The sequence below is a fragment of the Mycolicibacterium frederiksbergense genome, assembly GCF_012223425.1.
Taxonomy (GTDB): Bacteria; Actinomycetota; Actinomycetes; order Mycobacteriales; family Mycobacteriaceae; genus Mycobacterium; species Mycobacterium frederiksbergense.
This window is the reverse complement of sequence record NZ_CP038799.1, coordinates 2,507,115-2,526,221: the sequence shown is the minus strand read 5'-3', so window position 1 is coordinate 2,526,221 and position 19,107 is coordinate 2,507,115. Positions and strand designations below refer to the sequence as shown.

The following is a 19,107-nucleotide window of genomic DNA, read 5'->3' as shown; positions in this document are numbered from 1 at the left end:
AGCGACGCGAGTCTGGCGCTTCCTCGTCAGCGGCGCGCGATGCAGAGCCGAAGCAGCAGCTTCTGTCCGGCGATGACGTATCTGCCCCATCTCGGGGGGCCTCGGATAACGACTGACGCGCCCGTCGATCGCCATGAGAATGCGGCGCCGATGATGGCGACGAGGCCGATAGCAATCAGCAGCGTCGCCGTGCGTGGAAGGGCGGCTTCGGCGAAGGCATCGGGTGCCGTGGGCGCTGAGCCGTCCTGCGCGTGGGGGTGCTCGTCGGCGGCAGCAAAGTCGACAAAGATACCGGATGACAGTGCGTGCGGGCCGTGATGCGCCGCAGGGCTGTGCTCGGTGAGCTTCCATCCTGTGCCGGCTGCCAGGACTATGAGCGCCACCAGTAACGCTACGACGGCGTGCCGTCGCGCAGTGGGGGCGTCGTTGTACCTCACAATGACCCGACTGTAGCAGCGGATGTTGCGCCATTGAGTGACCCGTCGGTTCGACGCCATGTTGTGATCGCGCCGCGACAACCGCGTGTTTGTTCGATCGCAGCTGGTGGCCGGTCAAGACGAATGACCCCTGAGAAGTCTTACTTACGAACGCCTTTGAAGAATCGTTATGTTCTTGAGGCAGACGTTCGTGCTGCTCATCTACGGTTTTGCTCCGTAGGTCGGCTGGGGCTTACATGAATCAAGACTCATTAGTTCCAGGACTGCGTCGGACAGCTGAACCACCTCCCGCCTACACCGGCAGGCGGCGGAGCGACCCCCGGCAAGGCGGAATTGTGACAGGCATCACAAGCGCGGGGTGCCGACGCAACCGCTATTGAGGGCGCGGCGCGATCGGTGTGCTGAGTGACGTCTCGTCAGCTGTTCGTCGAAGAGCGCACGTTCCTGGCAAATACTTATCGTGATCGCTCAGTGGTGACACAGCAGTTCGATCAGGCCAGGCGTACCCAGCATCGAGGTCATTGCCAGTCCCAGTGCCGCCCGCTGAGTCCATTGGGCGCGGCTGCTCGTGGGCTCGGCCAACCGCATCGCTCGCGCTGCGGTGGCGGTGCCGGCCGCCGCCAAGCCTTCTGCGGGCACTGGGTGGGTGTCCGCCATCGCGAGTATGCCGCCCAGCAGCGAGTTCACCCCGTGCCGTCGTGCGGCGGCATCGTCAGCACACATCTCCAGCAGTTCAGCAATAGCGGGTGCGCTCTGCTTCATCACGGGTACCCGCGGTAGGGCCGTCGCCGCTGCTCGCAGCATGATCAGCAATTGATGGTGGCGACCCGCTATATGTGCCTGCTCATGCGCCAAGACGGCCGCCAGCTCTGACTAGCCCAACGCCGACCAGGCGGCACTGGTCACCACAATGGCGGGGGGCGCCCCGACACGCAGTAAGCCGCCGGCCTGGGGGCGTCGACCACCACAACACCTGGGCAGGTTGTCGGCCGGCCGACCAGCATGACTGCGCTAGCGTGTTCGCGACTACGCGACCTGAGCCGCGCGACCGATCGTCCGGTTCTCAGAAGAAAGATGACGGACACCGCGCTGCCGACGACGGTCACTGCGATGGAACCGATCAGGCCGGGCAGTCCCCCGTGCTCGGAGAGACCGAACAGCTCAAGACACAGGGCGACTGTCGAAGAGTTTCGCAGACCGTCGAGTGCCGCAACGCCGATGAGCACCAGGGCAATGACCCAAGCGATCACCCGTCGTGGCTATCGCGGTCAGCCACGCTGCCACTCCCATCTGCGGACTGAGGCCTGTCTTGGTGAGCCGTCCGAGTAGCGATGGTGCCGTCCAGGCCAGCGCGGTGCCGTAGAGCATGAGCCATAAACCGGTCGTCATCGGCGCCGGTTCCCACCACGGCGCAATGCTGAGCGCAGCTGTGCAGATTCTTCGGCGCTCATCTGCTCGACGAAGAAGGCCAATACTGCGTTCGTGTCACCGCCGGTCTCGAAGGCAGCCCGCATCAGTCGAGCGGAACGCTCCTCGCGGCTCATCACGGCACGGTACGAGTACGCTTTGCCGCTGCGTTCACGGCTCAGCCATTTTTTGCGATAGAGGTTGTCCATCGTCGACATCACGGTGGTGTAGGCGATCTGCCGGTCGGCGGAGAGTTCGTCGAAGATCCGACGCACCGTCACTGGATCTTCGTAGTTCCAGATGAGGTCCATGATGACCGCTTCCAGGTCACCGAAACCTCGCTGCAGCATGTCGTGCTCTCCTTTGACACGGCCTGTTCACCGCGTTCTTCGACTGCTTGGTTGGGGACAATGTAGCTCTCATCATGGTTCAGCGTTGGTGACACGCACGTCCCGCTGGGGATGGTGAGGTCAGGAGACGTCACTCGCAACGGACGTGAAACCACTGCCTCGGCCGGTTCACGTTTGTGCACCTCGCGAACTCCGTGAGCGGCGACCCGCCGAGGCCCAGCTACACCCATCTACGGACTGACCCCGTAGGCTATGCCTCGTTGAGGTGGGTGCGAGAGCGCATCCGGGAGGCTATAGCAGATTGCGTACGGAGGGACTGTGTGGCGTGATCACCGGCCCTTCCCGCGGAAGCAATTCCAAACTGAGCCAAACGCTCTCGATGCCTATTCGAAGATTGCAATTCACACAGACGGAGGTGGCCGGTGCTGAAGATTCTGCTGCGCATCGTCGGAGTTCTCATGGTGAGTGCAGTGGTGGCACTGCTTGTGAGCCCCTCGGCGACCGCCCATGTAGGTGCATACATTGAGGGCGGGGAGCCCGGGGAGACCGGGCTGATCACGCTGCGGGTTCCCGCAGAGTCAGATAACCCGCCTACCACCAAGGTGGAAGTGCGAATTCCTGACGATATCCAGATCCGCACCGTGCGGCCGCAGCCGGTTGCGGGCTGGCAACTCGATATACAGAAGAAGAAGACGAATCCGACGATCTACAGGGACGACGGCACGGCAGTCGATGAGGTGGTGAGTTCGGTGACGTGGAACGCGGTCGGTCCGGGGCTCATGCCCGGCCAGTTCGATGACTTCGTCCTCGAAGCGGGCCCGCTGCCGGATGTCGAAACTCTCTCCCTGCCAACCTTTCAGACCTTCGCTGATGGCACCACCGACGCTTGGACTGAACCAGTACCCGAAGGCAGTGACCCGGAGTTCCCCGTGCCGACAGTGACACTCGGGGCGAGTACGGACACTGCCCCTGGCGGCGGGAGCGCTATGACATCTGTGATCGCCTGGACTGCACTGGGTTTCGCGGTGATCGCCGTCGCCCTGGGCATTTTCGCGATCGACCGGGCTCGCCGGTCCGCTGACACCGGCTCGCTGGGCGCTGCGGCGCCCCCCGAGCGCTCAGCGGTCGCTGAGTAAAGACCTGCCGAAGACCGTCACTCCCAGCTGTGCTCTGCCACTGCGGTAGAGCCCGGTTGGCGTCGAACTGCTACGAGCGTGAACGCTTCATCTACCCCGGCCATTCGCAAGGACAGACCATCGATGAGTACTCGCAGTGTTTTCTTGAAAGTCAGCGTGACCATGGGCGCGGCCGTCGCCATGGTCGCGGGGTGTGGCTCACCGCCGCCGTCGACGAGCTCCTCCTCCGCCGCGCCTTCGGCCTCCCCTCAAGCCCCTGGCAGCACCCCTTCGGCAAGCGCTGAAGCCGGCACGGTCATCGACATCTCAATCGACGGCGGCGCGGTGACACCCACCAATGCAGAGGCCCAAGCTGTCGCTGGGCAGCCGATCGTGCTCAAGGTGAGCAGCGACGCAGTCGACAGCCTGCACGTGCATTCGGTGCCCGAGAACGTGTTCGACGTTGCAGCCACTCCAGATCAGCGCTTCGAGTTCACTGTCAACATCCCCGGGCGAGTCGCAGTGGAATTGCACGACTTGCACGTCACCGTCGTCACCATCGAAGTCCGGCCTTGACGCGCGAAGCCGCTGAAGCGTTCCTGGCGCACGGCGTAGGCGGATCGACCGATCTCCCAGTGCCATTGTCCTACGCGCTGATTGGAGCCGCATGGGCGTTGGCGGCGACCTTCGCCATCGTGGCCGTGGCGTGGCGGACGCCGCGGTTTGACCCAGCGAAGCCCGGACGAGAGTTGCCGCAGTGGGTGTCTGCAGTCGTCGACTCCCCCGCTGTCCGATGGATCGCCGCGATTGCCGCCGCAATGTTCACCGTTTGGGTGGCCATCGCCGCGATCTGGGGACCCCAGGGCAGTGACAACGCCCTACCGGGCGTGTTCTACGTGCTGCTGTGGGTCGGCCTGGTCGCCATATCGGTTGTATTAGGCCCAATTTGGCGCGTGATCTCGCCCGTGCGCACCGTGTGGCGACTCTTGCACATTGGGCGGCGCGGCGCGGCCCCCGAAGAGGGGCGTATGCTGTACCGGCCGGGCTGGGGGTACTGGCCGGGTGTCATTGGCCTCTTCGCGTTCGTATGGCTGGAACTAGCGAGTTCCGATCCTGGCTCACTGACGGCGATCAAGATCTGGATACTCCTCTACGCCGTCACAATGCTGGTTGGCGCAGCACTTTTCGGAACTACGTGGTTCGCCCGAGCTGATCCGTTCGAGGTCTACAGCGTGACAGTCTCGCGGCTGGCACCTTTCAGGAGGAACCGCACGACAGGACGCATCGTTCTCGGGAATCCGCTCGATCATCTGCCGACCATGCCGGTGCGGCCAGGCACCGTAGCGGTCATGGCGGTGCTGCTCGGATCCACCGCGTTCGACAGCTTCTCTCAGTCCTCCGTCTTCAGTAACTTCGTCACTCGCAACGCCGCCGGCATCCCTCTCGTCGGCCCCTCCGCGGGCGGCACGGTACTGCGATCCCTCGGGCTCCTACTTTTCGTACTCGCAGTCGGAGTGACCTTCTCGGCCGCGGCTCGCGCAACCGCCGGTGTGAGTCGCGAGCAACGCCGGCAGCTGCCGGCCCTACTCGCTCATAGCCTCATTCCCATAGTCGTGGGCTACATTTTCGCGCACTACCTCTCGTACCTCGTGGAGCGTGGTCAGGAAACCATCGTGCGGCTCGCCGACCCGCTCGACAGGGGCTGGCACCTACTCGGCCTTGACGCCGCCGACGTGCAGTACGTCCTCTCTCTGAACCCGACGTTGCTGTGGACCATCAAGGTCGCCTCCGTTGTCATCGGACATATGCTGGCTGTCATAGCCGCGCACGATAAAGCATTACGGGTCTTGCCCGTTGGCCATCAATTGACCGGCCAGCTCGCGATGATGCTGACAATGGTCGGCTATACGTTTGCGGGCCTGTACCTCCTGTTCGGGGCCTGACCCGAGCCTGCTTGTCAGCGATCAAGGACCGCGCGGGTGCTCGCCTCGGGCGTCAGCTCGTGGCAGAGTATCGATGTCATCTACGTAGCAAGTCAGTAGGTTATGACGAACGGGTCTCGGTCGGATTGAGATGTGGTGTCTGGCAACCGCTGTCGGAGGTGGCGCTGTCATCATGGTTCCGTGGCCCCCAGGACAGCGAGGAAGACCGACAGCAGGCTCGCCGGTCGGCTCGCCGCGCTCGCCTCGTTGGGCGCTTCTGTTATCCACTTCGCCGTCGTACCCACCCACTGGCAGGAGTGGATGCCGGCAGGCTTGTTCTTCGCATCCCTCGCGGCTTTCCAACTCTGCTGGGCGCGCCTGGTTCTCGCCCGAACCACCAACCCGGTGCTGGCCCTCGGCATCATGGTCAACCTCGCGGTCATCGGTCTCTGGTCCGTGTCGAGAACCGCTGGTGCGCCGTTCGGCCCCCACGCAGGTGAAGCCGAACTGGTGCAAGCCGCGGACTTATGCGCGCTGTTGCTTCAGATTTATGTCGTGATGGGCGCCGGATGGGTCTGGTATCGCGGCCTGCAAGGAGAACCGTTGCCGGCCTTCGGCAGCGCCATGGTGCTCCTCGGCGCGATCGGGGTCGTTACGCTGGCGTCCACCGTGGGTGCTGCATCTGGTCTGCGCCATGGCCACCACGCGCCAGCAGGTGCGGAAGCGGTGGCCGATCACCACAGGACTGATGCGGGACAAGCCGAGGACCATCACAATCATCCTGAGCCCGACCCTGCAGCGCCTCCTGGAAAAACAGGAGGCAACGATCACGGGACGGGCGTAGAACACGGCGACGCCCATCACGGTCACGATCCGGAGCCGGCTTCTCCCCCGCCTGCTGCCCACCCGGCTGAATTACCTGCGCCCGCCCCGAGCAGTGCCCCTGATGTGGCCACGCCGGTACCAATCAACGAACCGCTTCCTGCGGCAGAGCCGCTAGACGACCACCGAGACCATGACCACGTGCATTGGCGCGGGCCCGCGTAGCAGCCAATCGCGCGCCTCGGTCTCGTAGTTGCCGCCCGTCAAGTCTCGCGGCCGATGGCCCCGCCCGGATGCCGCACGGTGGCGAGGGCCGACATGCCGATGCCGTAGGTGGATAGCAATCGCCTCGGCCGGGGAGACGATAAAGCGCAGCTGAGCACGCTGAGCGACGATGCGCTCCTCGGCGGGAAGGATGCGACGGAGAACCACCGCGCGTGGAATGCCCTTCGCGCGTCGGCGTCGTCGTAATCCACGATCTCGGCCGATCCGACGCACTGGACAGCTGCGCCGGGATACCTGCACACGGTCGACGGTTCCTAGCGGTTGAGGACGGCGCGGGTACTTGCCTCGGGCGTCAGGTCAAGGCGGCGCAACAGTTGCGCGTTGAGCGCTACGACGATCGTCGACAGTGACATGAGGATGGCGCCGACCGACATCGGTAAGACGAATCCAATCGGTGCGAGCACACCGGCGGCCAACGGCACTGCGATGAGGTTGTAGCCGGCGCCCCACCAGAGGTTCTGCTTCATTTTCCGGTAGCTGGCGCGCGACAGTTCGATGACCGACAGCACCGAGCGCGGGTCGGAGCTGGCCAGGATCACGCCGGCAGAGGCGATGGCAACATCTGTGCCGGCGCCGATCGCGATGCCGACGTCAGCCTGTGCCAACGCTGGGGCATCGTTGACGCCATCGCCGACCATCGCGACCTTCTTGCCCTCCTGTTGCAGCGCAGCAACTTTCGACGCCTTGTCTTCCGGGCGTACTCCGGCGAACACCCGGTCGATGCCCAGTTCGTGACCTACCGCCAGCGCGACGGCTTCGGCGTCACCGGTGATCATGACCACCTCTATGCCGAGCTTGTGCAACGCATCGACGGCGTCGCGCGACTCGGGGCGGATCTCGTCGGCCAGGCGCAGCCCGCCGACCACAGCACCGTCGCGGATGACGTGCAGAATGATCGCGCCCTCGTCGCGCCACGAGGTCGCCGCGTGAACCTCTTGCGCGCCGATCTCTTCGAGCAGGCGGGGGCCGCCCACGCGGATCTCGTGCCCGTCGACCGTGGCAGTCACCCCGACGGCGGGAGAGGACGAGAAACCCTTCGCGCGTGGCACAGTCAGTCCCCGCTCCTCGGCGGCTTTCACGATCGCCCGTGCCAGGGGGTGTTCACTGTCGGCCTCGGCGGCAGCGGCGAGGGCGAGCACGGTGTCGTCGTCGAGGTCGCCGCGGACCTCGATCGCGGTCACGGTTGGTTCGCCCTTGGTCAGGGTGCCGGTCTTGTCGAAGAGCACGGCGTCGACAGTGCGCATACCTTCTAGGGCGAGGCGATCCTTGATCAGCACGCCCCCCCGCGCGGCGCGTTCGGTGGCGATCGAGACGACAAGTGGTATGGCCAACCCCAACGCATGGGGGCAGGCGATGACGAGCACGGTAATGGCTCTTATGACGGAGGCGTCGGGGTCTCCGACGATCGACCATGCCGCGGCAGTGATGGCGGCGGTCCCTAGGGCAAACCAAAACAGCCATCCCGCCGCGCGATCGGCGAGGCGTTGGGCTCGCGAGGACGAGTTCTGGGCTTCGGTGACCAGGCGCTGAATTCCCGCTAGGGCGGTGTCGTCGCCGGTGGCGGTAATTTCGACCCGCAGCCCGGAATCTGTGGCGACAGTTCCGGCTGTCACCGCATCTCCGACGCTGCGGTTCACCGGCCGCGATTCACCGGTCACCATCGACTCGTCCATGTCCGCGCGTCCGTCAACGATTTTGCCGTCGGCGGGGACGCTGCCACCGGGTCGCACAACCACCAGATCCCCCACCTGCAGGTCGGCGGGTGAGACGGTGATGATGCGGTCTCCGTCGACCTTCTCGGCCTCGTCGGGAAGCAGGGCGGCCAGGGAGTCCAGTGCGGAGGTGGTCTGAGCCAGGGAGCGCATCTCGACCCAGTGGCCGAGCAGCATGATGACGATCAGCAGCGCGAGTTCCCACCAGAACTCCAGTTCGTGGTGGAGTAAACCCAGGCTCGCGCCCCAGGAGGCGAAGAATGCGACGGTAATGGCCAGCCCGATGAGCAGCATCATTCCGGGTTTGCGGGAACGGATTTCGCTGACGGCGCCGGTGAGGAAGGGGCGACCGCCGACGACGTACATCACCGTGCCCAGCAGTGGCGCGATCCAGCGGGCGCCGGGGACGTCGGGCACTGCGTAGCCGAGCAGCATGGCGAACATGGTCGAGAACGCGATGACCGGGATCGCGATGATCAGGTTGATCCAGAACAGCTTCCGGAACACAGCAACATGATCGGTGCCGTGGCCGGCATGACCCCCGTGGTCAGCATGGTTGTCGTGATGGACGTTGGTGTCGTGAATGGCGTGCTCGTCGTGGTTAGTCATGTTGTGCTCTCCTTGAGGAGTCTCACGTGTCTGTTCGCTCGCAGGTGTGCAGCGGCGACGATCCCAGGCGGCCGCGTCGGTGCACCGTCGGTGTAGGTCATGACCGCACGAGTCGGGCGATGGCTTCGGATGCTTCGGTGAGTTTGGCGTCGGCGGCTGGTCCCCCGGCGGCAGCAGCGTCTCGTACGCAGTGTCGGAGATGGTCGTCGAGCAGCGCTAGCGCGACGCTTTGCAGGGCTTTGGTCAGTGCGTCAGCTTGGGTGAGGATGTCGATGCAATAGCGTTCTTCCGCGATCATCCGGCTGATGCCGCGGGCTTGGCCTTCAATGCGTTTCAAGCGTTTGAGGTACTTGTCCTTATCGGTGATGTAGCCGTGGTGGACCGAACCCGATGCCGGGCAGTGGTCAGCGTCGTCAACTTGAGTCATGGCAGATCCTTCGTACTGTGAGCGGGGGCGCCTCCGCGGGGCGCCTCCGCGGGGCGCTCGGCGGTCGGCGTGTGGGATGTCAGTCACGCCGCGCTGGCGTACTTGTCGGGGTCACGGTCGAACTGCGGTCCACATCCCTTGCAGCAGAACCAGTACCGTCGGCCTAGGTAGTCGCGGAACAGCCCCGCGGCTTCGGCGGCCGCCTTGTCTACTGCCGTGCCGGGCATCACCGGGCATGTCGCCTCGTCCGTTGCGGGGTCGAGGAGGTTCGTGGTCCCAGGATTGATGATCGTCGTGTCGAGGTCTTGTGTTGGGCCGCTGCAGCAGCAGCTCGACGTCAGGTTCTTGTTGTCGGACATGGGTTCTCCTTAGTGCAGTAGGGGTCGTGAAGAAGGCGTTCAGTGGGTAGGGGCAGAGGATGTGGATGTGGATTTGAAGCCGCGCAGTCGGAGGCTGTTGCCCACGACTAAGACGCTGGAGAACGCCATGGCCGCGCCGGCGAGCATCGGGTTGAGCATGCCCAGTGCAGCAACCGGTACGGCGGCGACGTTATAGGCGAACGCCCAGAACAGATTCGTCTTAATCGTCGATAATGTTCTGCGAGACAGCCGGATCGCGTCGACGGCGCTGCGCAGGTCGCCGCGCACCAAGGTGATGTCGGAGGCTTCGATCGCCACGTCGGTTCCGGTGCCCATGGCCAGGCCGAGGTCGGCTTGGGCGAGGGCGGGCGCGTCATTGACGCCATCGCCGACCATCGCCACGGTCTTGCCCTCGGATTGCAGCCGGGCGATGACGTCGACTTTGTCTTTGGGCATGACTTCGGCGATCACGGTGTCGATGCCGACCTCGGCGGCGATCTGGCGGGCGACGGCTTCGTTGTCCCCGGTGAGCAGCACAGGCGTCAGACCAAGCTCACGCATCTGTGAGATCGCTTGAGCACTGGTCGGTTTCACGGTATCCGCGACGACGAGTACGCCGCGAGCCTGGCCGTCCCAGCCGGCAGCGACCACCGTCTTGCCCTGCCCTTCGGCCGCGTCTTTCGCCTGCACCAACTCGGGGCTCAGGTGTTGGGCCCAGTCGGCGAGCAGTGATTCGCGTCCGACGACGACAGCGTGGCCGTCGACGACACCCTGCACACCCTTGCCTTCGACATTGGCGAAATCCTCAGGGGTGGGTAACGTCCCGACTTCTTCGGTGGCGGCCATGGCGATGGCCTGGGCGATCGGGTGCTCCGAGGCGTTCTCCAATGCGCCGGCCAGCCGGAGCAGGTCCACGCGTTCGGTTCCCGGCGAGGTGATGACGTCGACCAGGGTCATCTTGCCGGTGGTGACGGTGCCGGTCTTGTCCAGCACCACGGTGTCGACCTTGCGGGTGGACTCCAGCACCTCCGGGCCCTTGATCAACACGCCCATCTGCGCGCCGCGACCGGTGCCCAGCAGCAGTGCCGTCGGCGTGGCCAAACCGAGCGCACAGGGGCAGGCGATGACCAGGACCGCCACTGCGGCGGTGAAGGCGGCCGCGACCGGGAAACCCGCGCCCAGCCATGCGCCGAGTGTGATCACCGCGATCGCGAGCACGATCGGCACGAAGACGCCGGAGATCCGATCGGCCAGACGCTGGACCTGGGCCTTGCCCGTTTGAGCGTTCTCCACCAGTTGGGCCATCTGCGCCAACTGGGTGTCGGAACCGACGCGGGCGGCGCGCACCACCAGCCGCCCGCCGGCGTTGACGGTCGCACCGACCACGGTGTCACCTGGACCGACCTCCACGGGGACCGATTCGCCGGTCAGCATCGAGGCATCAACCGCCGAAGTCCCCGATACCACTACCCCGTCGGTGGCGATCTTCTCTCCCGGGCGCACGACAAACTCGTCGCCCACTATCAGGTCCTCGACGGCGATCTTCGTTTCCGCGCCGTCGCGCAGAACGGACACCTCCTTGGCGCCCATCTCCAACAGCGCCCGCAGCGCCGCACCGGCCTGCCGTTTGGACCGTTTTTCGAAGTAGCGCCCGGCAAGGATGAATGTCGTTACTCCAGCGGCGACTTCGAGGTAGATGTTGGCGGCGCCGTGAGACGGTGCGAGTGTCAGTTCGAACGGATGCTTCATTCCTGGGGTGCCGGCGGTCCCGAGGAACAGCGCGTACAGCGACCACAGGAAGGCCGACAAGGTGCCCAGGGAGATGAGCGTGTCCATCGTCGCCGTGGCGTGGCGCAGGTTGGCCCAGGCGGCGCGGTGAAACGGCCACGCCGCCCAGACGATCACCGGCGCAGCCAGCGCCAGCGATGCCCACTGCCAGTAGGTGAACTGCAGTGTGGGGATCATCGCCATCGCGATGACGGGCACCGATAGCAGTACCGAACCGGTCAGCCGGTGGCGCAGGGACACCATGTCGGGGTCGTCGGTTTCGCCTGTCTCCCCAGTCGGGGTGGGCTTCTCCGGTGTGGGTAGCGCGGCGCTGTATCCGGCGTTTTCCACCTCGGCGATCAGCTGCGTGGGATCGTATCCGTCAGGCACCGTGACGGTGGCCTTCTCGGTCGCGTAGTTGACTGTTGCCGCGACGCCGTCGATCTTGTTGAGCTTGCGTTCGATGCGGTTGGCGCAGGAGGCGCAGGTCATTCCTCCGATGCGTAATTCAATGCTCGGGCCGGACACGGGTGTCGATGTCGTCATGTGTGCCTCTGTCTTTCAGTTTTCTTGGTGGACGGAGGTTGTCAGTGCCCGCCGGCATGGCCGGCGTCGCGCGAGGGTTCTGGCGCGGGCTGATTGGTGTTGTCGCGTGCGGCGTCGACGACGAACGTGGCGGTGTGCACGGTGTCGTCGACCTTGAAGTCGAGGTAGAGCAGGTAGCGACCGGCGTTGGGTGCGGTCGCTGCGAACGACACCGCAGGGCCGCCGGTGCGGTCCCCCACCGGCTCAGCGCCCTCTGGGTGCACGTGCAGATATGCCAGGTCACCTTCACGCAGCGCGACGAGGTGCCCGTATGCCCCCAGGTAGGGCTGCAGTGTCGTCACTGGCTCGCCGTCGCGGGTGACCGTCGCTGTGAGCTGCTTCGAGACGTCCGCGGTGAGCGCACCGTCGAGTTCGACGGTGTAGCCGGCAATCTCATCGGAGGTGCGTGTCGTCAGTGCGGGCGCCGGGGCCACCTCGCCGGCCACGTCAACCGTGCGGGTGAGCGTGAGTTTGGGGCTGCTGGCCTGGGCGGGCTGGAAGTCCGCGAACACCCGGTAGGTTCCGGCGGCCTTCCACGTCCAGGGCGTCGACCACATACCGGTTGTCTGATCCAGGACTGGGTGTACGTGCGCGAAGTGCTGACCATCGGAGCGGACGATGATGAGATGCAGCTGCTTGTCGTGCGCCATGGCGTAGTCCAGCAGCGGTGTGCCGCTGGGACCAGCAATGGTGAAGCTCAAGGTGGCCGGGTCGTTGGGGGCTCCGGGTGCCCGTACCGCGCTGAGCGCGTATCCGTCTTGGGCGAGCGACAACCCCGGCGGATCAGCGGACAGAGGAGATACCGGCGACGCCTGCTCGGTCGGCGCGCTGTGATCAGCCGCGGGATCAGCGCCAACGTGCTGAGTAGCCGTCACCGCGGTGTCGGGGACGACCGCCGCGGCGGTGACGTACGCAGCCGTGAACGCCACCGCCAGTCCGGCGCCGAAAGCGGCCAACCGTCCCGCGGCGTTCATGCGACCCGCACCGCCGAATAGCCGGCCTCGTCGACCGCACGCAGGATCTGGGCGTCATCGACGGGACCGCTGGAAGTGACGATCAAAGTGCCCGTCGTGGCGCTGACCTCGACGTCTTGAACACCGGCGACCTCGCTGACTTCCTCCCGCACTGACAGCTCGCAGTGCCCGCAGGTCATTCCTGAAACGGCGTACTTGGTCGTGCTCATGACCGAACTCCCATCTTCGTTCCGGGAAATACCCCTACCGGGTATGCGTACATCAACATATACCCCTAGAGGGTATGTTGCAAGGGTGGGTTCTTCGGGCTCTGCCGATGCCGCGTCGACGCTGGTCGAAGCATTCCCAACGAAGGGAGCGACAGATGGTGATGCGAACGTTGCACCTCGGGGATGACGGCTGGCCGCTCATGGGCGAGGTCATCGGCCGCGGAGAGCTGATCATCATGCTGCACGGCGGTGGGCCCGATCACTACAGCATGAGGCCGCTCGCCACCCGCCTTGCTCGCCGGTACCGCGTTGCGCTGCCCGATATTCGAGGATATGGAGCATCGCGATGCCCCGATCCGACGCTGCACCGCTGGGATCAGTACGTCACCGACACGATCGCGATCATGCACGCGCTCGACGCCACGTCCACCCACCTCGTCGGCGCCGGCCTCGGCGGCACGATCGCCTTACGGACATGCCTCCAACACCCAAAGATCGCCCGGTCCGCGGTCATCATCAGTGCTGAAGCTATCGAGGACGACGACGACAAGGCCGCAGACGCAGAGCTGATGGCCCGTTTCGCCGACCGCGCCCGCTCCCGCGGTTTACCGGCCGCCTGGGAGCTGTTTGTTCCTCATCTTCAACCGCTCATAGCCAACCTCGTCACCGAGGCCATGCCTCGCGCTGACGCCCAAAGCGCCGCTGCCGCAGCGGCAATCGGCCATGACCGCGCCTTCGTCACAGTCGAGGAACTCCGGCGCATCAACACTCCGACGCTCATCATCGCCGGCGATGACCCACGTCACCCCACGCAACTCGCGCGCACCCTCGCCGACGTCCTTCCGTGCGGACTACTCGCCGAGGCCACAATGTCCGACCTGCTCATCAACGCTGACGACCTGGCGCGCGCTTGCGCCCCGGCAATCGAACAGTTCCTCGCCACCACGTTGAACCGGGACATTTAGGCCATCAACTAGTGGCGCAGCTCCTCAGGGACACCGAGGTGGCCGCAGTCCACAGTCGTCAGCTGCAGCAGGATTTGCCCCTATCGGCCTTGATGGGGCGGCGCCCGCCGGTGATTTGGCTAAACGTGCACAGGGTGATGCACTTGGCGATCGACCGCGTGGTTGAACTCTCGATGAGTCGCCGGAATTTCTCTTGTGCCGTCACGAGCGATAGGCCTTCCCAGTCGACGAGGTACCCGCCACGGATACAACCGCAAAGTACCCCTCAGGGGTATCCCCGCACAATGTGCGAACTCTTAGTTGTTACTCGCCCACCGCTGTTATTGAGCGCTGAAGTACGTCGACAGTGCGAGCAGCGGGTCGAGTTCAGCGCAGAACAGTGCGGGACGGGAGCCGACATCAATCCATGGCGCGGGCCCAGTGCGCCGCTGGCGGACCATCCCCCGACGACCGACTCATCGCCCTGTCATTGTTGTTAACGCGGCAATCCGGCCATCGTTAGCATCGTGGCGATGACGCGGGCTAGCGGTAATACCACCGGTGCGCCGCGCTGGGGCGGGGCCGCGCTGCTGCGCCCGGGGGTGTTGGCGTTCACCGGATCGATCGGTACCACTGATGTACACGCCCACCACGCCGTCCAAATCATGACGGCCACGACACCGTTCACGGTGCGTGACGAGCACGGCAACGGGCATCGCGGCACGAAGGTGGTCGTGCCCGCCGATGCGCCACACCGAATCGAGGTCGGCGCGCAGGAGGGCACGGTGGTGTTCTTAGAACCGGAGTCCGTGCCGGGGCGGTCGGCACATCTGCGCGCGGTCCGTTCTGGGTGGATTGTTGCTCCGGTGTTGACGCCGATGCATCGACGCTCGCTGGCCGCCGTGGTGGACGAGCTGGTCGAGCACCTCGCACCCGTCCTGACCGCAGACGAAGCGACCACACGCCATCCCGCCGTTGATGACGCGCTGCGCCTCCTGCCCTACCTTGTGGCGGCAGGCCCCGTCAGCGGTACAGATCTCGCTGCCCAAGTAGGCCTGTCGATGAGCAGGTTGACGCATCTATTCACTAATCAGGTCGGCATCCCGCTACGCCGCTACGTGCTGTGGTCGCGGTTGCGGCTCGCGGTCATGCGGGTGCAGGCCGGTGATGACCTGACCGGCGCCGCGCACGGTGCGGGATTCGCCGATAGTGCTCACCTGACCCGCACCACCCGCGAAATGTTCGGCCTGCCGCCCTCGGTCCTGAGCCGGCACGTGTCCTGGGACCTCGAAGCCGTCCTTTAGCCGGATCATTCAAGCGCCGCCGCATCGGTGACCGCGACGATTCACTGCATGAGCGCGACTTCTCCGACATCGACGGCGGCTACCGCGGCCCAGGCGGTAGCCCGCTACGGCTACGTGCCGGTCATGTTGATCGGCCTCAACGGCGCCGGCATCGCCTTCACCACCGCCGGCGCCCCGAAGTACTGGCTGCTGGCCATCCTGGTCGTCGCGATCGCAACGACGTTCCTGGTGGAGCGAGTCATTCCGTATGACGCCACGTGGAACCGTGACCGCGCCGACAGCACGCGCGACCGCATCCACGTCGCAGTCAACGAAACCCTCATCCTGGCCAGCGTGGCCGCCATCCCGCTGCTGGCCGCGATGGTGCCCGCACCCCAGCTGTGGCCACACAGCTGGCCATTCATCGCACAGGTCCTCGCCGCGATCCTGGTCGCGGACCTCGGCATCACCGTCGTACATCTGGCCAGCCACAAGATCGGCGTGCTGTGGCGTTTTCACGCGGTGCACCACAGCATCACCCGGTTCTACGGGCTCAACGGCCTGATGAAACACCCCCTGCACCAAACCGTTGAGATGGCCGCCGGTGTCGCACCGCTGATCCTGATCGGACTGCCCGTCGACGTGGCCTCCGTACTGGCGCTGGCGGTGGCAATCCAGCTGCTGCTGCAGCACTCCAACGCCGACTACCGCATCGGCGCCGCCAAGTACGTCCTGGCCCTCAACGAAGGCCACCGCTTCCACCACCTCAAATGGGCCGGCATCGGCGACGTCAACTTCGGCCTGTTCACCCTGATGTGGGACCACCTGATGCGCACCTACTCCTACGACCCCACCCGGCGATTCGACTCCACCCAGCTCGGCATGGCCGCCAAACCCGACTACCCCAACAGCTATCTACGGCAGATGATCTACCCGTTCACCCAAGCCGGCGGCTGCAGCCTCAAGTCCACGACCACGACGGCCGACGGCAACGCGCCGATACCGCCATCCGACCAAGGCTCAGCCCGTCTGTAGCCCTCTGGCCCCACGCATTCACGGAAGCAGCGCGGCTCGACCAGGCGGCCGCCGTCCTCGCCGCGGTCCACGGCAACGACAGACGCCCCACCACTTTCAGCTGGGATCAACAGACGGACGCGGCCCCCGAATTCGCGGTTCCGCAAGCCCAAGGAGCCAGCTCTCAGTGCCGCCTTTATCGAATCTTCATCGAAGGACTAAGAAAGCCAAACGACTCATGAGCACACTCGAAGGCATACCCGTGAACGGTGCACCGTCGCCCGCGACCGGCCCTCCCGACGCACCAGGCCGGTGCCCCGCCCGTTAGCCGATGACGACAACCCGATACGGAGAGCCCCACTCATGCCGCAGACAGGCTGCCCCGCAGCGTTTCGAGCGACGACGCACTGGCTGCGCACGACCGCCCTCGCGGTGGCGGTGCTGCTGATCGCGACCGCCTGCACCTCGTCTCCGACGGCGGCGCCCACGCCCGACGTCATCACCGACAAGGGCACGCCCTACGCAGACTTGCTCGTACCGAAACTGGAAGCGTCCGTAACTGATGATGCCATCGGCGTCGCTGTCGATACCCCCGTGACCGTTACCGCCGGCGACGGTGTTCTCGGCCAAGTGTCGCTGACCGACGAGGCGGGCGAACTTGTCGACGGACAGCTGAGCCCCGACGGCGTTACATGGTCATCGGCGGAGCCGCTGGGCTACAACAAGCAGTACACCCTGCAGGCCCACGCACAAGGGCTTGGCGGAACGACAAGCACCAGCGCAACATTCGAAACCCATTCCCCCGAAAACCTGACGATGCCCTACGTCTTGCCCAATGACGGCGAAACGGTGGGCGTGGGTCAACCCATTGCGATTCGCTTTGACGAGAACATCACGAACCGCGTTGCGGCGCAGCAGGCGATCACCGTGACCACGAAACCACCGGTTGAGGGCGCCTTCTACTGGCTCAGCAATCGTGAAGTCCGCTGGCGCCCCGCCGAGTACTGGGAGCCCGGAACAAAGGTTGAGGTGTCAGTCAAGGCTTACGGTGTCGACTTCGGCGACGGGCTCTTCGGCCAGGATGACGTCACCACGCGCTTCACAATCGGCGACCAAATCATCGCCACAGCCGATGACGCCACCAAGACAATGACCGTGCGGCGCAACGGCGAAGTCGTCAAAACCATGCCCATCTCCATGGGCAAAGCCAAAACGCCTACCGACAACGGCGCCTACATCATCGGCGACCGCTACTCATTTCTGGTGATGGATTCCTCCACCTACGGAGTCCCCGTCAACTCACCCGACGGGTACCGCACCGAAGTCGAATGGGCCACGCAAATGTCATACAGCGGCATCTACGTGCACTCTGCCCCATGGTCGGTGGGTAGCCAAGGCATCGCCAACGTCAGCCACGGATGCCTCAACGTCAATCCAGCCAACGCCCGCTGGTTCTACGACAACACCCGACGCGGCGACATCGTGGAAGTCATCAACACGATCGGCTCCACCCTGTCAGGAACCGACGGTCTCGGAGACTGGAACATCCCCTGGGGGCAATGGAAGGCCGGAAACGCCAACCTCTGAGCATCGGAAGTGCTTGACACCGAGCCGACAATGCTCCACTGCCCGCCGAAGCTGAAACCGATTACTCCGCAGTGCATTTGGGTTCCTTCCTGGGACGCCGTTGCCGTACGGGCGGTTGTTGGCGTGGCTGGAGCGCATCGACTCCCCGATGACCGAAGGCGCGCGCTACCGCCGACGAGGCTTCACATGACCGCTCGGGCAGAATTGTTGCCCCCGGCGACGTCCCATAGTGCCTCCTCCTCCGAGAAGTCGCACAAGTTGTTCTCATCCGCGCGCTATTCACGCGCGTCTTCCCGACCGTGAAACGGTTTTAGTCCAGTACTTGCCGCATTTGAAACCGCACTGCCGCAGCGAATTTCACTATTGTAATTATGTGACTGCTGTTACTGGTGGGGCTTTTGTGAGTTACGATCTTCTACGTAGGAGCTACGTATTTTGGTGCAGCGCCGTACGCAAGCGATTCAGCCCCGCTATTGGTGCGTGAGATAGCTCACCGCGCGGCGCACCGAGGAGAAGACATGGGATCACACGTCCGGAGCAAGGATGCGGCAACTGCCCGCGCTCACCGCTGCGACCCCGCAATCCTTGTAGCGGGACGCGTTCGACGGCTCCCCGGTGCGATCGCCATCGTCGTCCTGCTTTTCCTTGCGTGCGCACCGGTCGCGTCTGCCCAACCTGCCGCCGGCCCGTGGGACCCACTGCTCCCGAAGATGCCGAGCGCGGGCGCTCCCGGCGATCCGGTTGCCATCGCGAACGCGTCCCTTCAGGCAACGGCCATGGCGACGCAGACGGCCATGAACATGGGTCGCAGCTTCCTCAGCAGCCTGGGAATCGTCAATCCCGCCGCGGATCCGTCGACGAGCGTGCGCGGAAATCGGGCGAATGGTGCGCAAGCGATCGAGTACGTGATTCGCAGGGCGGGAACACAAATCGGCGTTCCCTACTCCTGGGGTGGCGGAAGCCTCACCGGTCCCAGCCGCGGCGTCGACCAGGGAGCAGGCACCGTGGGCTTTGACTGTTCGGGCCTGACACGGTTCGCCTTCGCCGGCGTCGGAGTGCTGCTCCCGCGATGGTCCGGTGACCAGTACGACGCCGGCCGCAAGGTGCCGCCCACCCAAGCGAAGCGAGGCGATCTGCTGTTCTGGGGTCCGGGTGGGAGTCAGCACGAAGCTATCTATTTGGGCGGCGGGCAGATGCTCGAGGCGCAGCAGACCGGCGTCCCGATCAAAATCTCGCCAGTGCGCACCTCGGGGATGACGCCTTACGTCGTTCGCATCATCGAAAGCTGACTGCTCGCCG

18 protein-coding genes are annotated in these 19,107 nt (G+C 64.9%); 9 read left to right on the top strand and 9 right to left on the bottom strand.

The window, feature by feature from the left end; translation table 11 throughout:
• Positions 1 to 26: 26 nt before the first annotated feature.
• From lpqS to EXE63_RS15050, 3 genes are all read right to left on the bottom strand, one after another.
• Positions 27 to 383 (bottom strand): putative copper homeostasis (lipo)protein LpqS, encoded by a 357-nt coding sequence (gene lpqS, locus EXE63_RS15060; protein ID WP_168142592.1) that lies wholly within the window; start codon positions 381 to 383, stop codon positions 27 to 29.
• Between the two features lie 522 nt (positions 384 to 905).
• The gene (locus tag EXE63_RS32970) at positions 906 to 1,199 is read right to left on the bottom strand and encodes a hypothetical protein (protein ID WP_234904507.1); all 294 of its coding nucleotides are present in this window, start codon (positions 1,197 to 1,199) and stop codon (positions 906 to 908) included.
• A 623-nt stretch (positions 1,200 to 1,822) separates the two neighbouring features.
• Positions 1,823 to 2,194 (bottom strand): BlaI/MecI/CopY family transcriptional regulator, encoded by a 372-nt coding sequence (locus tag EXE63_RS15050; RefSeq protein ID WP_066834631.1) that lies wholly within the window; start codon positions 2,192 to 2,194, stop codon positions 1,823 to 1,825.
• Positions 2,195 to 2,616: 422 nt separating this feature from the next.
• On the opposite strand from EXE63_RS15050, the gene EXE63_RS15045 reads away from it, so the two are divergent.
• From EXE63_RS15045 to EXE63_RS15030, 4 genes are all read left to right on the top strand, one after another.
• Complete coding sequence (locus EXE63_RS15045; protein WP_168142591.1) at positions 2,617 to 3,330, top strand: YcnI family copper-binding membrane protein; 714 nt, start codon at positions 2,617 to 2,619, stop codon at positions 3,328 to 3,330.
• Between the two features lie 123 nt (positions 3,331 to 3,453).
• The gene (locus EXE63_RS15040; protein WP_066834644.1) at positions 3,454 to 3,885 is read left to right on the top strand and encodes a hypothetical protein; all 432 of its coding nucleotides are present in this window, start codon (positions 3,454 to 3,456) and stop codon (positions 3,883 to 3,885) included.
• Positions 3,882 to 5,252 (top strand): hypothetical protein, encoded by a 1,371-nt coding sequence (locus EXE63_RS15035; protein ID WP_168142590.1) that lies wholly within the window; start codon positions 3,882 to 3,884, stop codon positions 5,250 to 5,252. The genes EXE63_RS15040 and EXE63_RS15035 overlap by 4 nt, the downstream gene beginning before the upstream one ends.
• Positions 5,253 to 5,384: 132 nt before the next feature.
• Positions 5,385 to 6,278, top strand: coding sequence for a hypothetical protein (locus EXE63_RS15030; protein ID WP_168142589.1), 894 nt, complete (start codon positions 5,385 to 5,387; stop codon positions 6,276 to 6,278).
• Between the two features lie 314 nt (positions 6,279 to 6,592).
• Here the strand turns inward: EXE63_RS15030 and EXE63_RS15025 are convergent, their stop codons facing one another.
• From EXE63_RS15025 to EXE63_RS15000, 6 genes are all read right to left on the bottom strand, one after another.
• Positions 6,593 to 8,659 (bottom strand): heavy metal translocating P-type ATPase, encoded by a 2,067-nt coding sequence (locus EXE63_RS15025; protein ID WP_168142588.1) that lies wholly within the window; start codon positions 8,657 to 8,659, stop codon positions 6,593 to 6,595.
• 97 nt (positions 8,660 to 8,756) lie between these two features.
• Entirely contained in the window at positions 8,757 to 9,086 is a 330-nt protein-coding gene (locus EXE63_RS15020) for a metal-sensitive transcriptional regulator (RefSeq protein WP_168142587.1), read from the bottom strand.
• 83 nt (positions 9,087 to 9,169) lie between these two features.
• The gene (locus tag EXE63_RS15015) at positions 9,170 to 9,445 is read right to left on the bottom strand and encodes a YHS domain-containing protein (protein WP_168142586.1); all 276 of its coding nucleotides are present in this window, start codon (positions 9,443 to 9,445) and stop codon (positions 9,170 to 9,172) included.
• Between the two features lie 39 nt (positions 9,446 to 9,484).
• Positions 9,485 to 11,758, bottom strand: coding sequence for a heavy metal translocating P-type ATPase (locus EXE63_RS15010; protein ID WP_168142585.1), 2,274 nt, complete (start codon positions 11,756 to 11,758; stop codon positions 9,485 to 9,487).
• A gap of 41 nt (positions 11,759 to 11,799) precedes the next feature.
• Positions 11,800 to 12,771: a DUF8832 domain-containing protein gene (locus EXE63_RS15005; RefSeq protein WP_168142584.1), complete on the bottom strand. Its 972-nt coding sequence runs from the start codon at positions 12,769 to 12,771 to the stop codon at positions 11,800 to 11,802.
• Positions 12,768 to 12,980, bottom strand: a complete 213-nt coding sequence (locus tag EXE63_RS15000) for a heavy-metal-associated domain-containing protein (RefSeq protein ID WP_168142583.1) — start codon at positions 12,978 to 12,980, stop codon at positions 12,768 to 12,770. The genes EXE63_RS15005 and EXE63_RS15000 overlap by 4 nt, the downstream gene beginning before the upstream one ends.
• Before the next feature lie 155 nt (positions 12,981 to 13,135).
• On the opposite strand from EXE63_RS15000, the gene EXE63_RS14995 reads away from it, so the two are divergent.
• The 5 genes from EXE63_RS14995 (at position 13,136) to ripB (ending at position 19,097) form a co-directional block, all read left to right on the top strand.
• Positions 13,136 to 13,945 carry an alpha/beta fold hydrolase gene (locus EXE63_RS14995; RefSeq protein WP_168145596.1) on the top strand — a complete coding sequence of 270 codons (810 nt, stop codon included), beginning with the start codon at positions 13,136 to 13,138 and terminating at the stop codon, positions 13,943 to 13,945.
• A 512-nt stretch (positions 13,946 to 14,457) separates the two neighbouring features.
• The gene (locus tag EXE63_RS14990) at positions 14,458 to 15,228 is read left to right on the top strand and encodes a helix-turn-helix domain-containing protein (protein ID WP_168142582.1); all 771 of its coding nucleotides are present in this window, start codon (positions 14,458 to 14,460) and stop codon (positions 15,226 to 15,228) included.
• A gap of 48 nt (positions 15,229 to 15,276) precedes the next feature.
• Positions 15,277 to 16,242, top strand: a complete 966-nt coding sequence (locus EXE63_RS14985) for a sterol desaturase family protein (RefSeq protein WP_168142581.1) — start codon at positions 15,277 to 15,279, stop codon at positions 16,240 to 16,242.
• Between the two features lie 342 nt (positions 16,243 to 16,584).
• The gene (locus EXE63_RS14980; RefSeq protein WP_168142580.1) at positions 16,585 to 17,808 is read left to right on the top strand and encodes a L,D-transpeptidase; all 1,224 of its coding nucleotides are present in this window, start codon (positions 16,585 to 16,587) and stop codon (positions 17,806 to 17,808) included.
• Between the two features lie 518 nt (positions 17,809 to 18,326).
• Complete coding sequence (gene ripB / locus EXE63_RS14975) at positions 18,327 to 19,097, top strand: NlpC/P60 family peptidoglycan endopeptidase RipB (protein ID WP_168142579.1); 771 nt, start codon at positions 18,327 to 18,329, stop codon at positions 19,095 to 19,097.
• Positions 19,098 to 19,107: the final 10 nt, after the last annotated feature.

Coding starts and splice junctions, on each gene's coding strand:
- EXE63_RS32970 (WP_234904507.1), bottom strand. CDS start 1,199: ATGAAGCAGAGCGCACCCGCTATTGCTGAACTGCTGGAGATGTGTGCT.
- EXE63_RS15050 (WP_066834631.1), bottom strand. CDS start 2,194: ATGCTGCAGCGAGGTTTCGGTGACCTGGAAGCGGTCATCATGGACCTC.
- EXE63_RS15040 (WP_066834644.1), top strand. CDS start 3,454: ATGAGTACTCGCAGTGTTTTCTTGAAAGTCAGCGTGACCATGGGCGCG.
- EXE63_RS15025 (WP_168142588.1), bottom strand. CDS start 8,659: ATGACTAACCACGACGAGCACGCCATTCACGACACCAACGTCCATCAC.
- EXE63_RS15020 (WP_168142587.1), bottom strand. CDS start 9,086: ATGACTCAAGTTGACGACGCTGACCACTGCCCGGCATCGGGTTCGGTC.
- EXE63_RS15015 (WP_168142586.1), bottom strand. CDS start 9,445: ATGTCCGACAACAAGAACCTGACGTCGAGCTGCTGCTGCAGCGGCCCA.
- EXE63_RS15010 (WP_168142585.1), bottom strand. CDS start 11,758: ATGACGACATCGACACCCGTGTCCGGCCCGAGCATTGAATTACGCATC.
- EXE63_RS15005 (WP_168142584.1), bottom strand. CDS start 12,771: ATGAACGCCGCGGGACGGTTGGCCGCTTTCGGCGCCGGACTGGCGGTG.
- EXE63_RS15000 (WP_168142583.1), bottom strand. CDS start 12,980: ATGAGCACGACCAAGTACGCCGTTTCAGGAATGACCTGCGGGCACTGC.
- EXE63_RS14995 (WP_168145596.1), top strand. CDS start 13,136: ATGGTGATGCGAACGTTGCACCTCGGGGATGACGGCTGGCCGCTCATG.
- EXE63_RS14990 (WP_168142582.1), top strand. CDS start 14,458: ATGACGCGGGCTAGCGGTAATACCACCGGTGCGCCGCGCTGGGGCGGG.
- EXE63_RS14985 (WP_168142581.1), top strand. CDS start 15,277: ATGAGCGCGACTTCTCCGACATCGACGGCGGCTACCGCGGCCCAGGCG.
- EXE63_RS14980 (WP_168142580.1), top strand. CDS start 16,585: ATGCCGCAGACAGGCTGCCCCGCAGCGTTTCGAGCGACGACGCACTGG.
- ripB (WP_168142579.1), top strand. CDS start 18,327: ATGGGATCACACGTCCGGAGCAAGGATGCGGCAACTGCCCGCGCTCAC.